Source organism: Blautia intestinihominis (assembly GCF_040096655.1).
GTDB lineage: Bacteria > Bacillota > Clostridia > Lachnospirales > Lachnospiraceae > Blautia_A > Blautia_A intestinihominis.
In genome coordinates this window covers 25,288-44,531 of the sequence record NZ_JBBMEI010000014.1, presented here as the reverse complement: position 1 = coordinate 44,531, position 19,244 = coordinate 25,288, and the positions used below count along the sequence as shown (strand labels likewise).

Annotated in this window: 17 protein-coding genes and 1 riboswitch; all 17 genes read left to right on the top strand. The window is 43.9% G+C overall.

Annotation, left to right across the window (positions count from 1 at the left end):
* Window positions 1-56 precede the first annotated feature (56 nt).
* Window positions 57-2,702, top strand: coding sequence for a hypothetical protein (locus WMO75_RS06290; RefSeq protein WP_349077780.1), 2,646 nt, complete (start codon window positions 57-59; stop codon window positions 2,700-2,702).
* Window positions 2,703-2,716: 14 nt separating this feature from the next.
* Entirely contained in the window at window positions 2,717-3,592 is an 876-nt protein-coding gene (gene rsmA / locus WMO75_RS06285; protein ID WP_022213316.1) for a 16S rRNA (adenine(1518)-N(6)/adenine(1519)-N(6))-dimethyltransferase RsmA, read from the top strand.
* A gap of 361 nt (window positions 3,593-3,953) precedes the next feature.
* Window positions 3,954-4,415 (top strand): DUF1002 domain-containing protein, encoded by a 462-nt coding sequence (locus WMO75_RS06280; RefSeq protein WP_349077778.1) that lies wholly within the window; start codon window positions 3,954-3,956, stop codon window positions 4,413-4,415.
* A gap of 420 nt (window positions 4,416-4,835) precedes the next feature.
* A complete protein-coding gene (locus WMO75_RS06275) occupies window positions 4,836-5,741 on the top strand; it encodes a S1 RNA-binding domain-containing protein (protein WP_118698514.1) in 906 nt (301 codons plus the stop codon).
* A 13-nt stretch (window positions 5,742-5,754) separates the two neighbouring features.
* Window positions 5,755-7,422, top strand: a complete 1,668-nt coding sequence (locus tag WMO75_RS06270) for a putative manganese-dependent inorganic diphosphatase (protein WP_022213313.1) — start codon at window positions 5,755-5,757, stop codon at window positions 7,420-7,422.
* A gap of 37 nt (window positions 7,423-7,459) precedes the next feature.
* Entirely contained in the window at window positions 7,460-8,041 is a 582-nt protein-coding gene (locus WMO75_RS06265) for a flavin reductase family protein (protein WP_118252505.1), read from the top strand.
* A 93-nt stretch (window positions 8,042-8,134) separates the two neighbouring features.
* A complete protein-coding gene (locus WMO75_RS06260) occupies window positions 8,135-8,641 on the top strand; it encodes a shikimate kinase (RefSeq protein WP_022213310.1) in 507 nt (168 codons plus the stop codon).
* A gap of 151 nt (window positions 8,642-8,792) precedes the next feature.
* Complete coding sequence (gene murA, locus WMO75_RS06255; RefSeq protein WP_022213309.1) at window positions 8,793-10,085, top strand: UDP-N-acetylglucosamine 1-carboxyvinyltransferase; 1,293 nt, start codon at window positions 8,793-8,795, stop codon at window positions 10,083-10,085.
* A 78-nt stretch (window positions 10,086-10,163) separates the two neighbouring features.
* Window positions 10,164-10,265, top strand: a riboswitch (SAM riboswitch).
* A 108-nt stretch (window positions 10,266-10,373) separates the two neighbouring features.
* The gene (gene metK / locus WMO75_RS06250) at window positions 10,374-11,558 is read left to right on the top strand and encodes a methionine adenosyltransferase (protein WP_022213284.1); all 1,185 of its coding nucleotides are present in this window, start codon (window positions 10,374-10,376) and stop codon (window positions 11,556-11,558) included.
* Between the two features lie 135 nt (window positions 11,559-11,693).
* Window positions 11,694-12,854, top strand: coding sequence for a sensor histidine kinase (locus tag WMO75_RS06245; RefSeq protein WP_022213285.1), 1,161 nt, complete (start codon window positions 11,694-11,696; stop codon window positions 12,852-12,854).
* A complete protein-coding gene (locus WMO75_RS06240) occupies window positions 12,847-13,536 on the top strand; it encodes a response regulator transcription factor (RefSeq protein ID WP_022213286.1) in 690 nt (229 codons plus the stop codon). The genes WMO75_RS06245 and WMO75_RS06240 overlap by 8 nt, the downstream gene beginning before the upstream one ends.
* A gap of 5 nt (window positions 13,537-13,541) precedes the next feature.
* Window positions 13,542-15,005, top strand: coding sequence for an aminotransferase class I/II-fold pyridoxal phosphate-dependent enzyme (locus tag WMO75_RS06235; RefSeq protein WP_303223467.1), 1,464 nt, complete (start codon window positions 13,542-13,544; stop codon window positions 15,003-15,005).
* Window positions 15,006-15,011: 6 nt separating this feature from the next.
* Window positions 15,012-15,599, top strand: coding sequence for a nucleoside/nucleotide kinase family protein (locus WMO75_RS06230; RefSeq protein ID WP_022213288.1), 588 nt, complete (start codon window positions 15,012-15,014; stop codon window positions 15,597-15,599).
* A gap of 92 nt (window positions 15,600-15,691) precedes the next feature.
* Complete coding sequence (locus WMO75_RS06225; protein WP_022213289.1) at window positions 15,692-16,681, top strand: DNA polymerase III subunit; 990 nt, start codon at window positions 15,692-15,694, stop codon at window positions 16,679-16,681.
* 1 nt (window position 16,682) lies between these two features.
* On the top strand, window positions 16,683-17,597 hold the full coding sequence (locus tag WMO75_RS06220; protein WP_118252508.1) for a PSP1 domain-containing protein: 915 nt from the start codon (window positions 16,683-16,685) through the stop codon (window positions 17,595-17,597).
* Window positions 17,575-18,327 carry a tRNA1(Val) (adenine(37)-N6)-methyltransferase gene (locus WMO75_RS06215; RefSeq protein ID WP_022213291.1) on the top strand — a complete coding sequence of 251 codons (753 nt, stop codon included), beginning with the start codon at window positions 17,575-17,577 and terminating at the stop codon, window positions 18,325-18,327. The genes WMO75_RS06220 and WMO75_RS06215 overlap by 23 nt, the downstream gene beginning before the upstream one ends.
* A gap of 36 nt (window positions 18,328-18,363) precedes the next feature.
* A complete protein-coding gene (gene rsmI / locus WMO75_RS06210) occupies window positions 18,364-19,203 on the top strand; it encodes a 16S rRNA (cytidine(1402)-2'-O)-methyltransferase (RefSeq protein ID WP_022213292.1) in 840 nt (279 codons plus the stop codon).
* Window positions 19,204-19,244 lie beyond the last annotated feature (41 nt).

Below are 19,244 nucleotides of genomic sequence, written 5' to 3'. Positions count from 1 at the left end.
ACAGTTTTGACAAGGATATTAGTGTATGTTACACTGTTCATAATCTTGGAAAGTTGGTGAATATATTGGACAAAGAGGAATTTCGGATCAAACTTGAAGAAATTAACCGCCTTGTAGAGAAGAAGAACTACAAGGATGCCATGGAAGTTGTAGACAGTATTGACTGGCGTCGTGTAAAGAATGTTCATACCCTTTGTGTTGTTGGTGAGATCTATGCAGCAAACAAGCGGTATGACGACAGCAGGGAGATTTTCCTTCTGGCTTATCACAGAGCTCCTATTGGCAGAAATATTTTGTATCGATTAATCGAAGTATCCCTCAAGATGAAGGATATTGATGAGGCAATGGAATATTATGATGAATTCCTGGAAGTTGCCCCTAATGACAGTACACAGTATGTATTAAAATATAAAATCCGCAAAGCAGAACAGGCTCCGCTCGAAGAGCAGATCAGAATTCTCGAGGATTACAAAGAGAAAGAATTCACAGAGAGATGGTCATACGAGCTGGCTAAATTATATTATCAGAATGGAGATACCAAGAAATGCCTGGATCTCTGTGATGAAATGGTTCTCTGGTTCAGTGATGGTAAGTATGTCATGAAAGCCCTGGATCTTAAGAGTCGTATGGGAATGCTGAGTGGTAAAGAAAAAGAAAAATACGATAAACAGTTTATTCCGAATCTCAAGACAGTGGAGGATTCCGCTGAGAATAAAGAAGAGGTTCAGGATGGAGAAGCGAAAGAACCACGGGCAGAAGCAGCACCGGCAGCAGATGATGATGCACCTGTGATCGACAGCGTAGATATTGATGAGCGTGATGTTAATGGAGCAGAAAGCCTTCAGGAAAAAATCTCCAAGGGAATCCGCGATATCTTTACAGGAAAGAAAAAAGAATCCGAAGAGGAATTTATGAAGGAAGAGGAGGAAGCACCTGCTGAGGAGGTTCCGGAAGAAATGATCAAGGATATTTCTTCAGAAGCAGAACCGACAAATGCACCGGAACTTGAACCGGAAGATGCAGTGATCCCGCCTCCGGCAACACCTGGAACTTCTATTTTCAGCACGATCGAGGAGAAGATAGAAGAAGTTACAAATCAGGAGATCAAGGATGAACAGGAAGAGACACCGGAAGAAGTAACTGAGGAAGTCAGTGAAGAAGAACTTCCGGATGTAGTGATCGAATCTGAGGAAACAGATGCTGAAGAAGCAGAGGAGCTTCCGGAAGCTGAAGAAGAACCGGAAATCGAAGAGGTTGAAATTCCAGAAGAAGAAGTGAAACCGCTGGAGACAGAGGATGACTTTGTTGATTCGGCAGAGGAAGAGGAGACAAAACTTCCTGAACTTGAGATCCCGGAAGCAATGAAGAATGTTGGAATGGAAAATCCATTACATACAGAAATTCCGAAAGCACCGGATATCTGTCTTCCGGGAGCAGAAGATTCTGAGGAGACACCTGATTTTGAATTTAATCTGGAAGATACGATTCTTGCAGCAGCAACTGCACAGGGAATTGAAATTCCGGATGAACCGATAGTGAAAGAAGAACCGGTTCAGGAAGTAAATACTGCAGAAGAGGATGCTGAGGATTATATGTCTGAAGAGGATCTTCGCAGTGCAGAAGAAGAATTCCTGAACGGACCTGTCAAGAAGCAGGATCCGGAAGAAGAAATTTATGATGATCTGGATTCTTATAAGATGGAAGATGACTCTGATGAAGATTTCGGTGAGGAAGACGGCTACGAAGATGAGGATATCAGTGATCTTGAGAAAGAAGAATTCCTTGCAGATCAGTATGAGGATACTGTAAAAGCAGCCAAGACTCCTGAAAAGAAACCAACTCTCAGAAAATCCGGCAGGAAAGCAAAACAGCAGGAACCGGAAGATGACGACATGGAGCAGCTTCTCTATACTGTTGAGCCGAAACGCAAAGCCAGGGATATCATTCCGAGAGAAAAGAAGATGACAGCAGATGAGGAGAAACTCTTTACCTACTTTGCGAAAGTTCCGGGCTTAAGGGAACAGATCGTGGATGCACTTTATGATGCGCAGATCTGTGCTTCTGACAAGACTTCAAAGACAGGAAATATTATTGTGATGGGTGGCCGTGAGACAGGAAAGACAAGACTGATCTCAGGACTGATCCCGGCGATCTGCAAGGAACTGAACCTGGAGGCATCCAAGGTTGCCTATGTATTTGCGGATCAGATCAATGGCAAGAATGTAGCAGAGATTGTTCGTAAGATGTCAGGCGGTTTCCTGGTTATCGAAAACGCCAATCAGCTGGCAAAAGAAACAGTTAATCAGTTGAATAAGGCAATGGAGTTCCGGACTGACGGACTGATCGTGATCATTGAGGATGAAAAGATCGGAATGCGTAAACTGATCGCAAGATTCCCGAAATTTACATCCAAGTTTACATCTATGATCAATATTCCGGTATTTACCAACGATGAACTTGTTAATTTTGCGAAAATCTACACAAGAGAGAACGGATACACCATCGACCAGATGGCAATGCTGTCGCTGTATAACCTGATCAGCACAAGCCAGAAGGAAGATCAGCCGATGAATATCGGTGCGGTCAAGGACATCATTGACAGTGCGATCGCCAAATCAAGAGGAGGTCTTCGTAAACTGATCTCCAAGAAAAAAGTAAATCAGGATGGATACCTGGTACTTTACGAGAAAGATTTTAATTAGTGAGAGGAGAAAATATGGCCAGACCTTATCTTGGAAATCCTAAATATACCATTGAAGTCCTTCAAAAGTACGGTTTTGTATTCCAGAAAAGGTTTGGTCAGAATTTTCTGATCGATACCCATGTTCTGGAGCGTATCATCGAAGCTTCCGAGATCACCAAAGATGATTTTGTACTGGAGATCGGACCGGGAATCGGAACGATGACACAGTATCTTGCAGAGGCAGCAAGAGAAGTAACAGCAGTTGAGATTGACGATGCACTGATTCCGATCCTTAAGGATACACTTAAGGAATGGGACAATGTAACTGTTCTTCACGGAGATATCCTCAAGACAGATATCCGTAAGATCGCAGATGAGAAGAATCAGGGGCGTCCGATCAAGGTCGTTGCAAATCTGCCATATTACATTACGACACCGATCATTATGGGCTTATTCGAAAGCCATGTTCCAGTAGATTCGATCACGGTAATGGTACAGAAAGAAGTGGCAGACAGAATGCAGACAGGTCCTGGTTCCAAGGATTACGGGGCACTTTCACTGGCTGTACAGTATTATGCAGAACCAAAGATCGTTGCAAATGTACCGCCGAATTGCTTTATGCCGCGGCCGAAGGTTGGAAGTGCGGTGATCCGCCTGACGAGACATCAGAATCCGCCGGTAACAACGCTGGATGAGAAATTAATGTTCCGTCTGATTCGTGCATCTTTTAACCAGAGAAGAAAAACTCTGTCAAACAGTCTTAAGAATTCACAGGAACTGCCGTATTCCAAGGAAGAGGTAGAAGCTGCGATCACAGAATGTGGACTTCCGTTGAATATCAGAGGGGAAGCACTGACGCTGGAACAGTTTGCCAGACTGTCAGATACATTTTCGAAATTAAATAAATAAGCAAATAAAAAGCATCCGGTGGCTGGTCGGATGCTTTTTATTATTTATTAAATTTAAAAGGAAGGAGAGTTGATAACCATTTCAGGCTATCAACATATGAAAAAGAAAATTATAAAAATAATGTTGGCTGTATTATTTTTATGGTCTTAGTATAGCCAGAAAATATGATGGAATCGTGTTGAACTTATGAAAAAACAGTGAACAAAGGTCAAAAGTTTTATGAATGACAGCCAGATAAAAAATTTTTACAGCATAGCCGAAAAACTGTGGTATAATGGGCTCGCCTGAGAGAAAAAGCATCGAAACAGGTGTGAAATTCAGGCTGATACATGAGAATGCATGAATTCAGGAGGTAATTACAATGAAAATAAACAAAAAAATCAGTGTACTGGTACTTGCAGGGGCTCTTGCATGTACAACACCGGCGATGGTCTACGCACAGGACAGCTCAGATGTGGTTGACCAGGCCGTAGAGATCCTTCAGGATAACGGAGTGGATGAACTTCTGTCCGATCCGGACAAGGTGGTGGATCTGATCGTTCAGGCTAAGGAAATTCTCGGTCAGGTAGATGTAACAAATGATGAGATCGGCTCAGCTCTTGATGTGGCAGCAGAAAGTGCGGGAATTACACTTTCCGATTCTGAGAAACAGACTCTGATCCAGTTATATGATAAATTCAAGAATACAGATCTGGATGAGGACCAGCTGAGAAGTCAGGTAAATAAGGTTTATAACAAGCTGGATGAGCTTGGGATCACCAAAGAAGATGTCAAAGGAATCATTGGCAAACTGGTCGATTTTGCCAGAAGCATCCTTAACTGACCTCACAGGAAAGACACTAGTACGTTTGTGAAAAACACACAGGATAAAAAATAGAGGAGTCAGAAATTTATAGTATATTTGAATAAAAAAAATGAATATACAGAAATAAAATTGTGCAAATATACGGAAACTTCATTGTTTGTTCATAAAAAGTTCATAATCGACTGTTATTATAAGTACAGTTCGAAGAGAACTTCACTAACAGACGTTGTAATGTTCTTCATTACACATAAATTTTTTCATAATAATCGCCCCGGTAAACCACTGCCGGGGCACTCCTCGTTTATTGAGTCCCTTTTTGGGGACTTTTTTTATTTCCTCCTGCATATAAAATATGCTATAATGAGACTAACTATAGTAAAATGATCAAAAGTATAGACGATATAGATAGATTTTTATACGAGAGGAGAATTGCAGATCATGTCTGAGTCAATGAAAGATTATGAAAAAGAACTGGAAGCTTCCATGAAAACGATCGAGGAAGGCGACATTCTCACAGGAACTGTGATCAGTGTGGATGAAAAAGAAGTGATCCTCGATCTTAAATATTATGCAGAAGGTGTGATCCCGGCAGAGAATTTCAGCAGAGAGCCAGGATTTAACCTCAAAGAAAATGTCCAGGAAGGGGACGAGATTCAGGCTACCGTGATCCGTAAAGATGACGGAAATGGAAATATCCTGCTCTCAAGGGTAGAGGCAGTTGATGTCCTTGCATGGGATAAACTTAAGGAATTAAAGGAATCTGGAGAGGTTCTGGATGTTGTAGTAAAAGGAATCACAAACGCAGGCGTTATCGCTTATGTAGAAGGTGTCAGAGGTTTTATCCCGGCATCCAAACTTGCTCTTGGATATGTTGAGGATACAGAGGCATATCTGAACAAACCGATCCAGGTACAGGTCATCGACGTTGATAAAGAAAGTAAGAAACTGATTCTTTCTGCTAAGGAAATTCTCCGTGAGAAGGCAGAAGAAGAACGCAGAAACAAAGTTTCAAACCTTGAGATCGGGCTTATCACCGAGGGAACAGTAGAGAGCCTTCAGCCATATGGTGCATTTGTAGATCTTGGAAACGGACTTTCCGGTCTGGTGCATATTTCTCAGATCTGCGAGAAGAGGATCAAGAAACCGTCAGAGGTTCTTGCTGTAGGAGACAAGGTCAAAGTCAAAGTCACTGCGATCAAGGACGGAAAGCTCAGTCTCAGCATTAAGGAAGCATCTGATATGATGGCGAAGGAAATCGAAGAAGAAGTTTATGAAGTACCAGATGCAGGAGAAGAGGCAACCACTACACTGGGCTCTCTCTTTGCAAATATCAAACTGGATTGAAAGGACGGCTGGAATGAAAAATCAGGAAAAAATTTTTGTTATAGGACATAAAAATCCGGATACAGATTCTATCTGTTCGGCAATTGCATACTGCGACATCAAAAACAGGACAAGCCAGCACCAGAAATTTATTCCGAAGCGCGCAGGACAGATCAATGAGGAGACAGAGTATGTGCTGAGCCGTTTTGGAGTTCAGCCGCCGGGATATCTGAGTAATATCGGAACCCAGGTCAAGGACATGGATATCCGTATGAGCCCGGATGCAGACAAGGGAATGTCGCTGAAAGCTGCATGGGATATCATGCAGGAGAACAGCATTGTTTCTCTTCCAATCAGAGATAAAGAAGGTGCCCTGGAAGGTCTGATCACGATCGGTGATATTGCGAAGACCTATATGGATACGACTGACAGCTATCTTCTTTCCAGAGCAAGAACACAGTATCAGAAGATCGCAGAGACGATCGACGGAGAAGTGATCGAGGGAAATCCTCATGGATATTTTATCAAGGGAAGAGTTATGGTAGGAACTGCCAACCCGGATAAAATGAAAGAATATATCGAAGAAGATGATATGATCATCATGGGAGACAGAGAAGAGGATCATCTTCAGGCGATTTCCCAGAATGTAAGCTGTATTATCGTGGGACTTGGAATCCAGGTATCAGAGAATGTTATGAAACTCGCACATGAGAAGGATATCATCATTATTTCTTCCCCGTATGATACTTTTACGATCGCGCGACTGATCAACCAGAGTATTCCGGTCAGATATATCATGAAAACAGAAAATCTTGTAACTTTTAATACCGAAGATTTTACAGATGATATCCAGGATGTCATGATCAAGCACCGTCATCGTGCATTCCCGGTCATCAATAAGAAGGGCAAATGTATCGGTACCATATCCAGACGTAATTTCCTGGGCATGCACAAGAAGCAGGTAGTTCTTGTAGACCATAATGAGATCGATCAGGCAGTAGATAATATTGAGAAAGCTGACATTCTTGAGATCATTGACCATCATAAACTTGGAACACTGCAGACGGTTCAGCCGATCAGCTTCCGTAACCAGCCGGTGGGATGTACCGGAACGATCATGTATCAGATCTATGGCGAACAGAAACTTGAGATCTCGCCTAAGATCGCAGGACTTCTGTGCGCAGCGATCATTTCAGATACGCTGATGTTCCGTTCACCGACCTGCACACTGCAGGATAAGATGGCAGCAGGAGCACTGGCACTGATCGCAGATATTTCCATTGAGCAGTTTGCGAAGGAAATGTTCCGTGCAGGAAGCAACCTCAAGGATAAATCACCGGAAGAAATCTTTTATCAGGATTACAAGAAATTTATTGCAGAAGGTGATATCTGCTTTGGCGTTGGACAGATCAGTTCTATGGATTCAGAAGAACTCAAAGAGATCAAAGAAAGACTGCTGCCGTTCATGGTAAGCGAATGCGGACGCCATGGTGTCACCAGAGTTTACTTCATGCTGACGGATATTATAACACAGTCAACGGAACTGCTGTTTTATGGAGAGGGAAGCCGTGAAATGGCAGAAAATGCATTTAAGATGGAGCCGGAAAACGATGCATTCTATCTCGAAGGTGTAGTTTCACGTAAGAAACAGCTGATCCCGCCGCTGATGGAAGCAGCACAGATGTCCGGTGATTATGCATAAAACAAAAGCAAAAGACAGACAGGAGGATTTGTAAATCATGGCAAAACAGACCTGGAAAGCAGGGAATATGCTGTATCCGCTCCCGGCGGTTATGGTGAGCGTTACAGATGGCAAAGGACAGGATGATATTATAACAGTAGCCTGGACAGGTACGATCTGCACAAATCCTCCAATGGTTTATATTTCTGTTCGTCCGAGCCGTTTTTCCCATCATATGCTGATGGAAACGGGAGAATTTGTAATCAATCTGACGACAGAGAAACTTACCAGAGCTACGGATTACTGTGGTGTCCGCTCTGGCAGAGACGTTGATAAATTCAAAGAAACAGGACTTACAAGAGAAAAGGCAGAATTTGTCAAAGCACCTATGATCAAAGAATCTCCGGTATCTATAGAATGCCGTGTTACAGAAGTTAAGAAACTGGGATCTCATGATATGTTTCTTGCGGAAGTACTTGCAGTACATGCGGATGAGGAGTATATGGACGAAAACAACCGCTTTGATCTTAACCGTGCACGTCCGATGGTATATTCTCATGGAGAATATCTTGGTATCGGAAAGAAACTGGGCACATTTGGCTACAGTGTCAAAAAACGGAGAAAAAGTGCGAAAAAATGAGCCTTCCCAAAGAGGGATTGCAGAAAAAGGGCATTTATGCTAAAATGGGCGTTAAGCAATTTGTGAGAAATCAAACAGGAGAACGGACATTTTATGAATAATATAACATTGATAGGAATGCCTGGAGTCGGCAAAAGCACAATAGGCGTTGTACTGGCAAAGGTATTAGGCTATCAGTTCCTTGATTCGGATCTTCTGATCCAGAAACAGGAAAGAAGACGTCTGCGTGAGATCATTGAAGAAGAAGGATACATGGGATTCAAGGAAATTGAGAACCGTGTCAATGCGTCTATTGATGTAAACCATACTGTGATCGCGACAGGCGGAAGCGTAGTGTACTGTGAAGAGGCTATGAATCATCTGAGGTCGATTGGAACAGTTGTATATTTGAAATTATCTTTAGATTCCCTTGCAAAGCGTCTGGGTAATCTGCAGTGCAGAGGCGTACTGTTAAAGGATGGCCAGACATTAAAAGATCTGTACGAGGAACGTACTCCATTATATGAGAAATATGCAGATGTTGTTCTGGACGAAGAAGGGAAAGATTTGGAAGAAAGTCTGCACGATCTTTTGGAAATACTAGAAGAGAATTCAAAGTAACTATTGTTGAAAAGACAATGAAGCGGAAGGGGACAGAGTAAATTTTTATTTACAAATGGCAAATCTGTGTTATAATACAGACTTTGAGGATGAGATTTATCTCTGGCATTCGCTTCGACTTGCGGAGTGAAAATAATTATAGAGGTGCTTTATGGAACAGTATGTAATTAAAGGTGGCAATCCGTTAGTAGGAGAAGTTGAGATCGGTGGTGCGAAGAACGCTGCGCTTGCTATTCTTTCTGCTGCGATCATGACGGATGAAACCATTCTTATTGAGAATCTGCCTGACGTAAGAGACATCAATGTTTTGTTGGAAGCAATTGCCGGGATAGGAGCTCAGGTTGAGCGAATTGACAGGTCTACCGTTAAGATTAACGGATCTACAATTAACGATATCAGTGTAGATTATGAATATATTAAGAAAATCCGTGCGTCATATTATCTTCTTGGCGCATTACTTGGCAAATACAAACACGCTGAGGTTCCGCTTCCGGGCGGATGTAACATCGGAAGCAGACCAATCGATCAGCATCTGAAGGGATTTCGTGCATTAGGTGCAGATGTGAACATCCTTCATGGTGCGATCGTTGCAGAGACAGAGAACCTTCATGGAAGCCATATTTTCCTTGATGTTGTATCTGTAGGTGCGACGATCAACATTATGATGGCAGCTTCTATGGCATCTGGCCGTACTACGATCGAGAATGCAGCGAGAGAGCCGCATGTTGTAGACGTTGCGAACTTCCTGAACAGTATGGGAGCCAACATCAAGGGTGCGGGAACTGATGTTATCCGTATCAAGGGTGTTGAGAAACTTCATCGTACAGAGTATTCTATCATTCCGGACCAGATCGAGGCAGGAACTTTTATGTTTGCTGCTGCCGCAACTGGCGGGGATGTTACAGTTAAGAATGTTATCCCGAAACATCTTGAGGCAACAACTGCCAAACTTGAAGAGATCGGATGTGAGGTTGAAGAATTTGATGATGCAGTACGTGTACGTGCAGGCAAGAGACTTCACCGCACTCATGTCAAGACTCTTCCATATCCAGGATATCCGACAGATATGCAGCCGCAGATCGCTGTTACACTTGCCCTTGCAGAAGGAACAAGTATCGTAACAGAGAGTATCTTTGAAAACCGTTTCAAATATGCGGACGAGCTTTCTAGAATGGGAGCGAATATTAAAGTTGAGGGAAATTCTGCTATTATTGATGGTGTCCGCAAGCTTACAGGCGCAAGAGTCAGTGCACCGGATCTCCGTGCAGGAGCGGCTCTGGTAATTGCAGGTCTGGCAGCGGATGGAATCACAGTAGTAGATGATATTGTTTATATCCAGAGAGGATATGAGAATTTCGAAGAGAAACTGAGAAGTCTCGGCGCAGAGATCGAGAGAGTTTCCAGTGAGAAAGAAATTCAGAAATTCCGTCTTCGCGTAGGTTGATAAAATTTGTCATCCGAGATACTTGACAAGTATATAAAATAAGTTTATTGTATGTACTGCGATAACTTTATAAACGGCCTTTTATTCAGAGTGGTGGAGATACAAAGGATCTGTGAAGCCACGGCAACCCCTCCCTTGAGAGGAAGGTGCCAACCTGAGCGAGTGATCGAACAATAAGAGGATTGAAATCAAATTCAAGACAGTCCTATTGTTGGGGCTGTCTTATTTTGTTATGTACGCAGATAACTTATTGATCAATAGACCAGATAAAAAAGAAAGGAACCAATCATGGAGAAAGAAAAGATTTTATTTACATCCGAATCTGTAACTGAAGGTCATCCGGACAAAATGTGCGATGCCATTTCCGATGCCATTCTTGACGCGATCATGGAAAAAGACCCGATGGGCCGTGTAGCATGCGAGACCGCTACAACAACAGGTCTTGTACTTGTTATGGGAGAGATCACAACAAGCGCTTACGTTGATATCCAGAAAATCGTAAGAGATACAGTAAGAGAGATCGGTTATACCCGTGGAAAATATGGATTTGATGCTGATACATGTGCAGTCATCACTGCAATCGATGAGCAGTCAGCAGATATCGCTCTTGGTGTAGACAAAGCTCTGGAAGCTAAGATGGGAGAAGACGAGATCGATGCGATCGGAGCCGGAGACCAGGGAATCCAGTTCGGATATGCTTCCAATGAAACAGAAGAGTACATGCCATATGCGATCAACATGGCACACAAACTGGCTCGCCAGCTTACAAAAGTCCGCAAAGACGGAACTCTGCCATACTTAAGACCAGACGGAAAAACTCAGGTAACTGTTGAATACAGTGAAGAAGGCAAACCGATCCGTATCGATGCAGTTGTATGCTCTACACAGCATGATCCGGAAGTTACACAGGAGCAGATCCACGAAGACATCAAGAAATATGTATTTGATGAGATCATCCCGACAGACATGGTAGATGATGATACCAAGTACTTCATCAACCCGACAGGACGTTTCGTGATCGGTGGACCTCACGGTGACAGTGGACTTACAGGACGTAAGATCATCGTTGATACTTACGGTGGATCCGGACGTCACGGCGGCGGTGCTTTCTCAGGAAAAGACTGCACAAAGGTTGACCGTTCCGCAGCTTATGCAGCACGTTATGTTGCAAAGAACATCGTTGCAGCAGGACTGGCTGACAAGTGCGAGATCCAGCTTTCCTATGCGATCGGTGTAGCAAAACCGACTTCCATCAATGTAGAAACATTTGGAACAGGAAAACTTTCCAACACCAGACTTGTTGAGATCATCCGTGAGAACTTTGATCTCCGTCCGGCAGGAATCATCCGTATGCTCGACCTGAGAAGACCGATCTACAAACAGACAGCTGCTTACGGACATTTTGGACGTACAGATGTAGATCTTCCGTGGGAAAAACTGGATAAAGTTGACGATCTCAAGAAATATCTGTAAGACACGGTTTTTTCACCGTTTTTATAGAAAATTTAGAGATAGGAATATCGTGATATGATATAATGAACGCATATATAGCGGGTACAGACTCGTTATATGTGCGTTTATTTTTATACAGAGAAGCGGGGATGTGTTATGAAATTAAAACAGAGGATCATACTCGGTTTCCTGATGATCATATTAGTTCCAATGCTGCTGCTGGCGGCTACTTTATACGGGTTCAGCGAAGCGCAGCACAGGAGTACATCTAAGAATGAAGCAGTGCAGGAAGCAGATTATGATATTACGATCGGAGAGACCGGAGTTGACGGTTCGGGCTTACGGATCATGACGAAGGATCTTTTTTTTACGGCACTGGTCATCCTGATATTTACGAGTGTGTCCGTAGGATTGTGGATTTACAGAAGTGTTGCCACACCACTTGTTAAGCTGCGTAAGGCCACGCAGAATATCAAAGACGGAAATCTTGATTTTGTTCTTGATGTGGAAGGGGCGGATGAGTTTGCGGAACTTTGCCGTGATTTTGAGGAAATGAGGAGACGGCTCAAGGAATCCGCAGAAGAAAAACTTGTCCTGGACAAAGAAAACAAAGAACTGATCAGCAATATTTCTCATGATCTCAAGACCCCGATCACAGCCGTTAAGGGCTACGTTGAGGGTATCATGGACGGAGTGGCAGATACCCCGGAAAAGATGGATCGTTATGTCCGTACTATTTATAACAAAACAGTTGAGATGGATCATCTGATCAATGAGCTTACTTTTTATTCCAAGATCGATACAAACCGCATTCCATATACGTTCAGTAAACTGAATGTTGAGGACTATTTTTCAGACTGTGCAGAGGAAGTGGGACTGGAACTGGAAACGAGAGGAATACAGCTCTGCTATGCCAACTACGTAGACAGTGATGTGCAGGTGATCGCAGATGGAGAGCAGATCCGAAGGGTGATCCATAATATCATCAGCAATGCGATTAAATATATGGACAAGGGCAAGGGAATGAAGGGCATCATACAGATCCGTGTCAAGGATGTCGGTGATTTTGTCCAGGTTGAGATCGAAGATAATGGCAAGGGGATCGCAGCCAAAGATCTGCCATATATTTTTGACCGTTTTTACCGGACAGATGTTTCGCGAAATTCTGCCAAGGGAGGCAGTGGGATTGGCCTTTCCATCGTGCGTAAGATCCTGGAGGACCATGGAGGTAAAGTGTGGGCAACCAGCCGCGAGGACATCGGCACGATCATGTACTTTGTTTTGAGAAAATACCAGGAGGTACCTGTAAATGAGTAAAATACTGATTATTGAAGACGAAGAGGCAATTGCAGATCTGGAGAAAGATTATCTGGAACTGTCAGGATTTGATGTTGAGATCGCCACAAGAGGCGATGTAGGGCTTGAGAAAGCTCTGAAAGAAGAATACGACCTGATCATACTTGATCTGATGCTCCCTGAGGTAGATGGATTTGATATCTGCCGTCAGGTGCGCGAGGAGAAGAATATCCCGATCATCATGGTTTCGGCAAAGAAAGACGATATTGACAAGATCCGTGGACTGGGACTTGGGGCAGATGATTACATGACCAAGCCGTTCAGCCCAAGCGAACTTGTTGCCAGGGTAAAGGCACATATGGAAAGATATAACAGACTTGTAGGATCAAATGTTGTCAAGAATGATATTATCGAGATCCGTGGGATCAAGATCGACAAGACAGCGCGAAGAGTCTGGATCAATGGGGAGGAGAAGACATTTACGACCAAGGAATTTGATCTTCTTACATTCCTTGCGGAGAATCCGAACCGCGTATTTACCAAGGCGGAACTGTTCCGTCAGATCTGGGATATGGAATCTGTAGGCGACATTGCAACTGTTACCGTTCATATCAAGAAAATCCGTGAAAAGATTGAATTCAACACAGCCAAGCCGCAGTATATTGAAACCATCTGGGGTGTAGGTTACAGGTTTAAGGTATAAAAATTATGGAAAGATTATATAGAGCATTAGAAATTTACAGCCAGGAAGATTATTATCCATTTCATATGCCGGGGCACAAGAGAAATCCGGACACAGTCAATACAGACCTGCCGTTTGACAGGGATATCACAGAGATAGAGGGATTTGATAATCTTCATCATCCGGAAGGAATTCTAAAAAAAGCGCAGGAAACTGCTGCGAATGTGTATGGTACGAAGGAATGTTATTACAGCGTTAATGGCAGCACAGCGGCACTTCTTGCGGCTGTTTCGGCAGCGGTTCCGAGGAAGGGACAGATCCTTGTTGCGAGGAACTGCCACAAGGCTGTCTATCATGCTCTGTATCTGAGGAATCTGATCCCGACTTATGTCTATCCACAGATGGACCAAAAGTGGTGGATAAACGGAGGAATTTCACCGGATAAGGTGGAAAGAGCACTGGCGGAGAATCCGGAGATCAAGGCAGTGCTTCTCACATCGCCGACGTATGATGGGGTGGTATCAGATATTGAGAAGATTGCAGAGATCGTACACAGATATGAGATTCCGCTGATCGTGGATGAGGCACATGGAGCACATTTTCATTTTTCAAATTATTTCCCGACATCAGCAGCTGAACTGGGAGCGGATCTGGTTATCCAGAGTTTCCACAAGACACTTCCGTCGATGACGCAGACTGCGGTGCTCCATAACTGCAGTGACCGCGTGGACAGCAGACTGATCCGCAGATTTATGGGAATTTATCAGAGCAGCAGCCCGTCGTATATCCTTATGGCGAGTATGGATGCCTGCATGGAAAAAATGTCCTCCGACGGTAATGAGATGTTCCGTGAATTTACAAAGATCCTCGAAAAGGCGAGACGCAGGCTTTCAGAATGCAAGTATATCCGCCTGGTTTCACCGGAGATCGGAACGGCCGGAGTTTTTGATTATGATCGTTCCAAATTACTTTTTTCTACACGCTATGCGTCAATGACGGGAAGTGAACTGGCACAGATCCTTCTGGAGAAATATCACATTCAGGTGGAGATGGAAACGGGGCATTATGTGCTTGCACTGGCAGCAGTTGGTGACAGTGAGGAAGGCTTTGAGAGACTTTGCCAGGCAATCGAGGAGATCGACCAGGAAGAAGCACAGAAGAAAAAAGAAAAAAGAGAAGCAGAAGAACCGAAGGCAGGAAGAACAGCATACACTTCATTGAGCCAGTTCATGTCGATCACGGAGGCAATGGAATCGGAGAGTGAAATCCGCAAACTGGAAGAAAGTGTCGGACGGATATCGGCAGAGTTTGGATATCTCTATCCGCCTGGAATCCCGCTGATCGTACCGGGAGAACAGATTACTGGACAATTTATCCGTAATATGAGAATATACATGGAAGAGGGATTGTATCTGCAGGGACTGGAGGACTATACCAATGAGACCATCCGTGTAGTAGCCCAGAATACTACGAAGGAGCAGGAAATCTGATATTTCATGGGAAAGATTTTTTATATTATGGGAAAAAGTGCCGCCGGTAAGGACCGGATCTATTCTTTACTGGCAGGCAATAAAGAACTGAACCTGAAGAAACTGGTACTGTATACGACCAGACCGATCCGCGCGGGAGAGCAGGATGGAGTTCAGTATTATTTTACAGATGACAGCAGACTTGAGGAATTTAAGAAATCAGGAAAGCTGATCGAAGCCAGAGCCTACCATACTGTTCATGGCATCTGGACATATTTTACAGCAGATGATGGACAGGTAGATCTCTCAGAGGGAAACTATCTTGGAATCGGCACACTGGAATCTTATCAGAAACTTAAGCAATATTACGGGGAAGAACATGTGATCCCGGTTTATATTGAAGTAGAGGACGGAGAGCGATTACAGAGGGCACTTCTTCGGGAGCGGGAGCAGGAGAAACCGAAATACGAAGAGATGTGCAGACGTTTTCTGGCAGATCAGGAGGACTTTTCGGAGGAAAACATCCGGGAGGCAGGAATTAAATTAAGATTTGCTAATGAGAATTTAGAATTGTGTGTCGAAAATATTATAAAATATATAAATTCCCTTTCATAGACAAAAATAGTTTTGAATGGGTAACAAAGTATGCTATAATGTAGGCATGGCGAACAAAGATTCGTATACAGAAACAAGAGAGGTGATTCTGAATGGTTAGTTTCAACAATATTATCGGGCACGAGGAGATTATCAGGCATTTGAAGAATGCCATGACGACAGGAAAGGTATCTCATTCCTATATTTTTACCGGAAGACCTGGATCAGGTAAGAAACTTCTTGCGACGACTTATGCAATGACTCTTCAGTGCGAGGCTGGGGGAACGGAGCCATGTCAGAAGTGTGATTCCTGTAAGAAAGCCCTGGGTAAGAATCATCCGGATATCATCATGGTAAACCATGAGAAGCCGGGAACTATTTCGATAGATGAGATTCGTGATCAGCTGATTCACGATGTAGCAATTAAACCATACTGCAGTCCGCACAAGATCTATATCGTTCCGGATGCGGAGATGATGACAGTACAGGCGCAGAATGCTCTTCTCAAGACAATTGAGGAGCCACCGGAATATGCAGTCATCATGCTGCTGACCAGCAATGCAGATGCACTTCTTCCGACGATCCAGTCCCGTTGTGTCAGACTGGATCTCAAGGTAGTAGATGACAATCTGGTTAAGAAATATCTTATGGAACGTCTTCATGTGCCGGATTATCAGGCAGAGATCGATGCATCTTTTGCACAGGGAAGCATCGGCAAGGCACAGGAGGCAGCAACATCCGAAGAGTTTGGCAAGATGACAGAGAATGCTCTCAGGATCCTGAAGTATGTAAGTACGATGCAGACTTATGAGCTGACTGATGTGATCCGCGAACTTTCCGATGAGAAACAGCATATAGGCGACTATCTGGATATTTTTCAGTTCTGGTTCCGTGATGTTCTGATGTTCAAAGCTACAAGGGAAATAGACAATCTGGTCTTCAAGCAGGAAATTAATTATATAAAGGAACAGGCGAGCCAGCGTTCATATGAAAATCTCGAAAAGATACTGGAAGCACTGGAGAAGGCCAAGGTACGTCTGCGTGCAAATGTAAACTTCGAGCTTGCTCTTGAACTTCTGTTCCTGACGATCAGGGAGAGATAGAATGACAAAAATAGTTGGAATCAGATTCAGAAATGTCGGCAAAATATATTATTTTGATCCGAAGAATTATAAAATGCAGGTGGGCGATCATGTGATCGTAGAGACCGCCCGCGGAGTAGAATTCGGCAGAGTTGTACTTGGACCGAAGGAAGTTGGAGAGGACGAGGTTGTTCATCCGCTCAAAGAAGTCTTGAGAGTAGCGACTCAGGCAGATGAGGACAGAGAGCAGCAGAACCGTATCAAGGAGAAGGATGCCTTCAAGATCTGCCAGAAGAAGATCCGTGAGCATGGTCTGGAGATGAAACTGATCGATGCAGAATATACATTTGATAACAACAAGGTATTGTTTTACTTTACAGCAGATGGAAGAATCGATTTCCGTCAGCTTGTCAAGGATCTGGCGGCAATCTTCAAGACAAGGATCGAGCTGAGACAGATCGGTGTCCGTGATGAGACCAAGATCCTCGGAGGAATCGGAATCTGCGGCAGAAGTCTCTGCTGTCACACGTATCTGTCAGAGTTTGCACCGGTATCTATCAAGATGGCGAAGGAACAGAACCTTTCACTGAACCAGACCAAGATTTCCGGCGTATGCGGCAGACTGATGTGCTGTCTCAAGAACGAACAGGAAACATACGAGGAACTGAATAAGAAACTTCCGGGAATCGGGGACACTGTCACACTTCCGGATGGAATTCAGGGAACTGTACAGAATGTAAATGTTCTTCGCCAGAGAGTCAAAGTCGTTGTCGAAGTAAACGACGAAAAGGAGATTCAGGAATTTCCGGTAAATGAACTGAAATTCCGTCCCCGTAAGAAAAAAGTCAAAGTTTCCGAGAAGGAAATGAGGGAACTGGAAAAACTCGAAGACAGAGAAGGAGATAAAAAATCTCATGGAAAGAAATCCGCAAACTGATCTGGTACATCCGGGAGAGCGGGTCGATGACCTGCAGAATGGATTTTATGTAATTCAGAATCCAGAGAAGTTCTGCTTCGGAATGGATGCGGTTCTTTTGTCCGGCTTTGCAAAGATCAGAAAGAATGCAAGGGTCCTGGATATGGGAACCGGCACAGGGATCATTCCGATCCTGCTCAAAGGCAGAGGCAAGGGAGAACATCTCACAGGACTGGAGATACAGGAAGAATGTGCAGATATGGCCGCACGCAGTGTTGCGTACAATAGTCTGGAATCTGCAATTGATATTGTATGCGGAGATATTAAGGAGGCTGCTGGAATTTTTGGAGCAGCTTCTTTTGATGTAGTAACAAGTAATCCTCCGTATATGATCGGAGAGCATGGACTGCGTAATCCGTATATGGCAAAAGCAATTGCGAGACATGAGGTGCTCTGCACATTGGAGGATGTTGTCAGCCAGGCGTCCAGAGTACTCAAGGACAGGGGACATTTTTTTATGGTGCACCGTCCGTTCCGTCTTGCTGAGATTTTTCAGGTGCTGATGAAATACAAGCTGGAGCCGAAACGCATGCAGCTTGTGTATCCGTACATAGACAGAGAACCAAATATGGTATTGATCGAGGCCTGCAAGGGTGGAAACTCCAGAATCACGGTAGAGCGTCCGCTGATCGTTTATGAGAAGCCGGGAGAGTATACAAAGGCGATCCTGGAAATCTACGGGATGGTCTGATGATTCGGATAAGAATTCAAGAAAGGAACCTGATTTATGAGCGGTAAATTATATCTGTGTGCAACACCTATCGGAAATCTGGAAGATATTACGCTGCGTGTTCTGCGTACTCTCAAAGAAGTAGACCTGATCGCGGCAGAAGATACGAGAAACAGTATCAAGCTTCTGAATCATTTCGAGATCAAAACGCCCATGACCAGTTATCATGAATACAACAAGATCGACAAAGCTTATACACTGATCGAGAAGATGCAGTCAGGAATGAACATTGCACTGATCACGGATGCAGGTACTCCTGGAATTTCAGATCCGGGAGAAGAACTTGCTGCCATGTGTTATGAAGCAGGGATCGAAGTGACCTCACTTCCGGGACCTGCTGCTTGTATTACAGCACTTACTCTGTCAGGGCTTCCGACCAGGAGATTTGCTTTCGAAGCTTTTCTTCCAATGGACAAAAAAGAACGCAGGGAAGTCCTGGATGAACTGGTCAATGAGACAAGGACGATCATTATGTATGAGGCACCACACAAGCTGGTCCGCACACTTAAGGATCTCAAAGAAACTCTTGGCAACCGCAGAATGACACTTTGTCGGGAACTGACGAAGAAACATGAGACTGCTTTTCATACGACGATCGATGAGCTGATCGCTCATTATGAGAACGAAAAGCCATTAGGGGAATGTGTCCTTGTGATCGAGGGCAAGAGCCGCCAGGAACTCAAGGAAGAAGCTGTAGCTTCCTGGGAGGAGATCTCCATCGAGGAACATATGGAAATCTACGAAAAACAGGGGCTTTCCAGGAAGGATGCCATGAAGCAGGTGGCGAAGGACCGAGGGGTATCCAAGAGAGAAATTTATCAATATCTGATCCAGTAAATACGAGAACTGTATTTCCAAAAAATGTGAAATACAGTTCC

Coding starts and splice junctions, on each gene's coding strand:
- rsmA (WP_022213316.1), top strand. CDS start 2,717: ATGGCCAGACCTTATCTTGGAAATCCTAAATATACCATTGAAGTCCTT.
- WMO75_RS06280 (WP_349077778.1), top strand. CDS start 3,954: ATGAAAATAAACAAAAAAATCAGTGTACTGGTACTTGCAGGGGCTCTT.
- WMO75_RS06275 (WP_118698514.1), top strand. CDS start 4,836: ATGTCTGAGTCAATGAAAGATTATGAAAAAGAACTGGAAGCTTCCATG.
- WMO75_RS06270 (WP_022213313.1), top strand. CDS start 5,755: ATGAAAAATCAGGAAAAAATTTTTGTTATAGGACATAAAAATCCGGAT.
- WMO75_RS06265 (WP_118252505.1), top strand. CDS start 7,460: ATGGCAAAACAGACCTGGAAAGCAGGGAATATGCTGTATCCGCTCCCG.
- WMO75_RS06260 (WP_022213310.1), top strand. CDS start 8,135: ATGAATAATATAACATTGATAGGAATGCCTGGAGTCGGCAAAAGCACA.
- murA (WP_022213309.1), top strand. CDS start 8,793: ATGGAACAGTATGTAATTAAAGGTGGCAATCCGTTAGTAGGAGAAGTT.
- metK (WP_022213284.1), top strand. CDS start 10,374: ATGGAGAAAGAAAAGATTTTATTTACATCCGAATCTGTAACTGAAGGT.
- WMO75_RS06245 (WP_022213285.1), top strand. CDS start 11,694: ATGAAATTAAAACAGAGGATCATACTCGGTTTCCTGATGATCATATTA.
- WMO75_RS06240 (WP_022213286.1), top strand. CDS start 12,847: ATGAGTAAAATACTGATTATTGAAGACGAAGAGGCAATTGCAGATCTG.
- WMO75_RS06235 (WP_303223467.1), top strand. CDS start 13,542: ATGGAAAGATTATATAGAGCATTAGAAATTTACAGCCAGGAAGATTAT.
- WMO75_RS06230 (WP_022213288.1), top strand. CDS start 15,012: ATGGGAAAGATTTTTTATATTATGGGAAAAAGTGCCGCCGGTAAGGAC.
- WMO75_RS06225 (WP_022213289.1), top strand. CDS start 15,692: ATGGTTAGTTTCAACAATATTATCGGGCACGAGGAGATTATCAGGCAT.
- WMO75_RS06220 (WP_118252508.1), top strand. CDS start 16,683: ATGACAAAAATAGTTGGAATCAGATTCAGAAATGTCGGCAAAATATAT.
- WMO75_RS06215 (WP_022213291.1), top strand. CDS start 17,575: ATGGAAAGAAATCCGCAAACTGATCTGGTACATCCGGGAGAGCGGGTC.
- rsmI (WP_022213292.1), top strand. CDS start 18,364: ATGAGCGGTAAATTATATCTGTGTGCAACACCTATCGGAAATCTGGAA.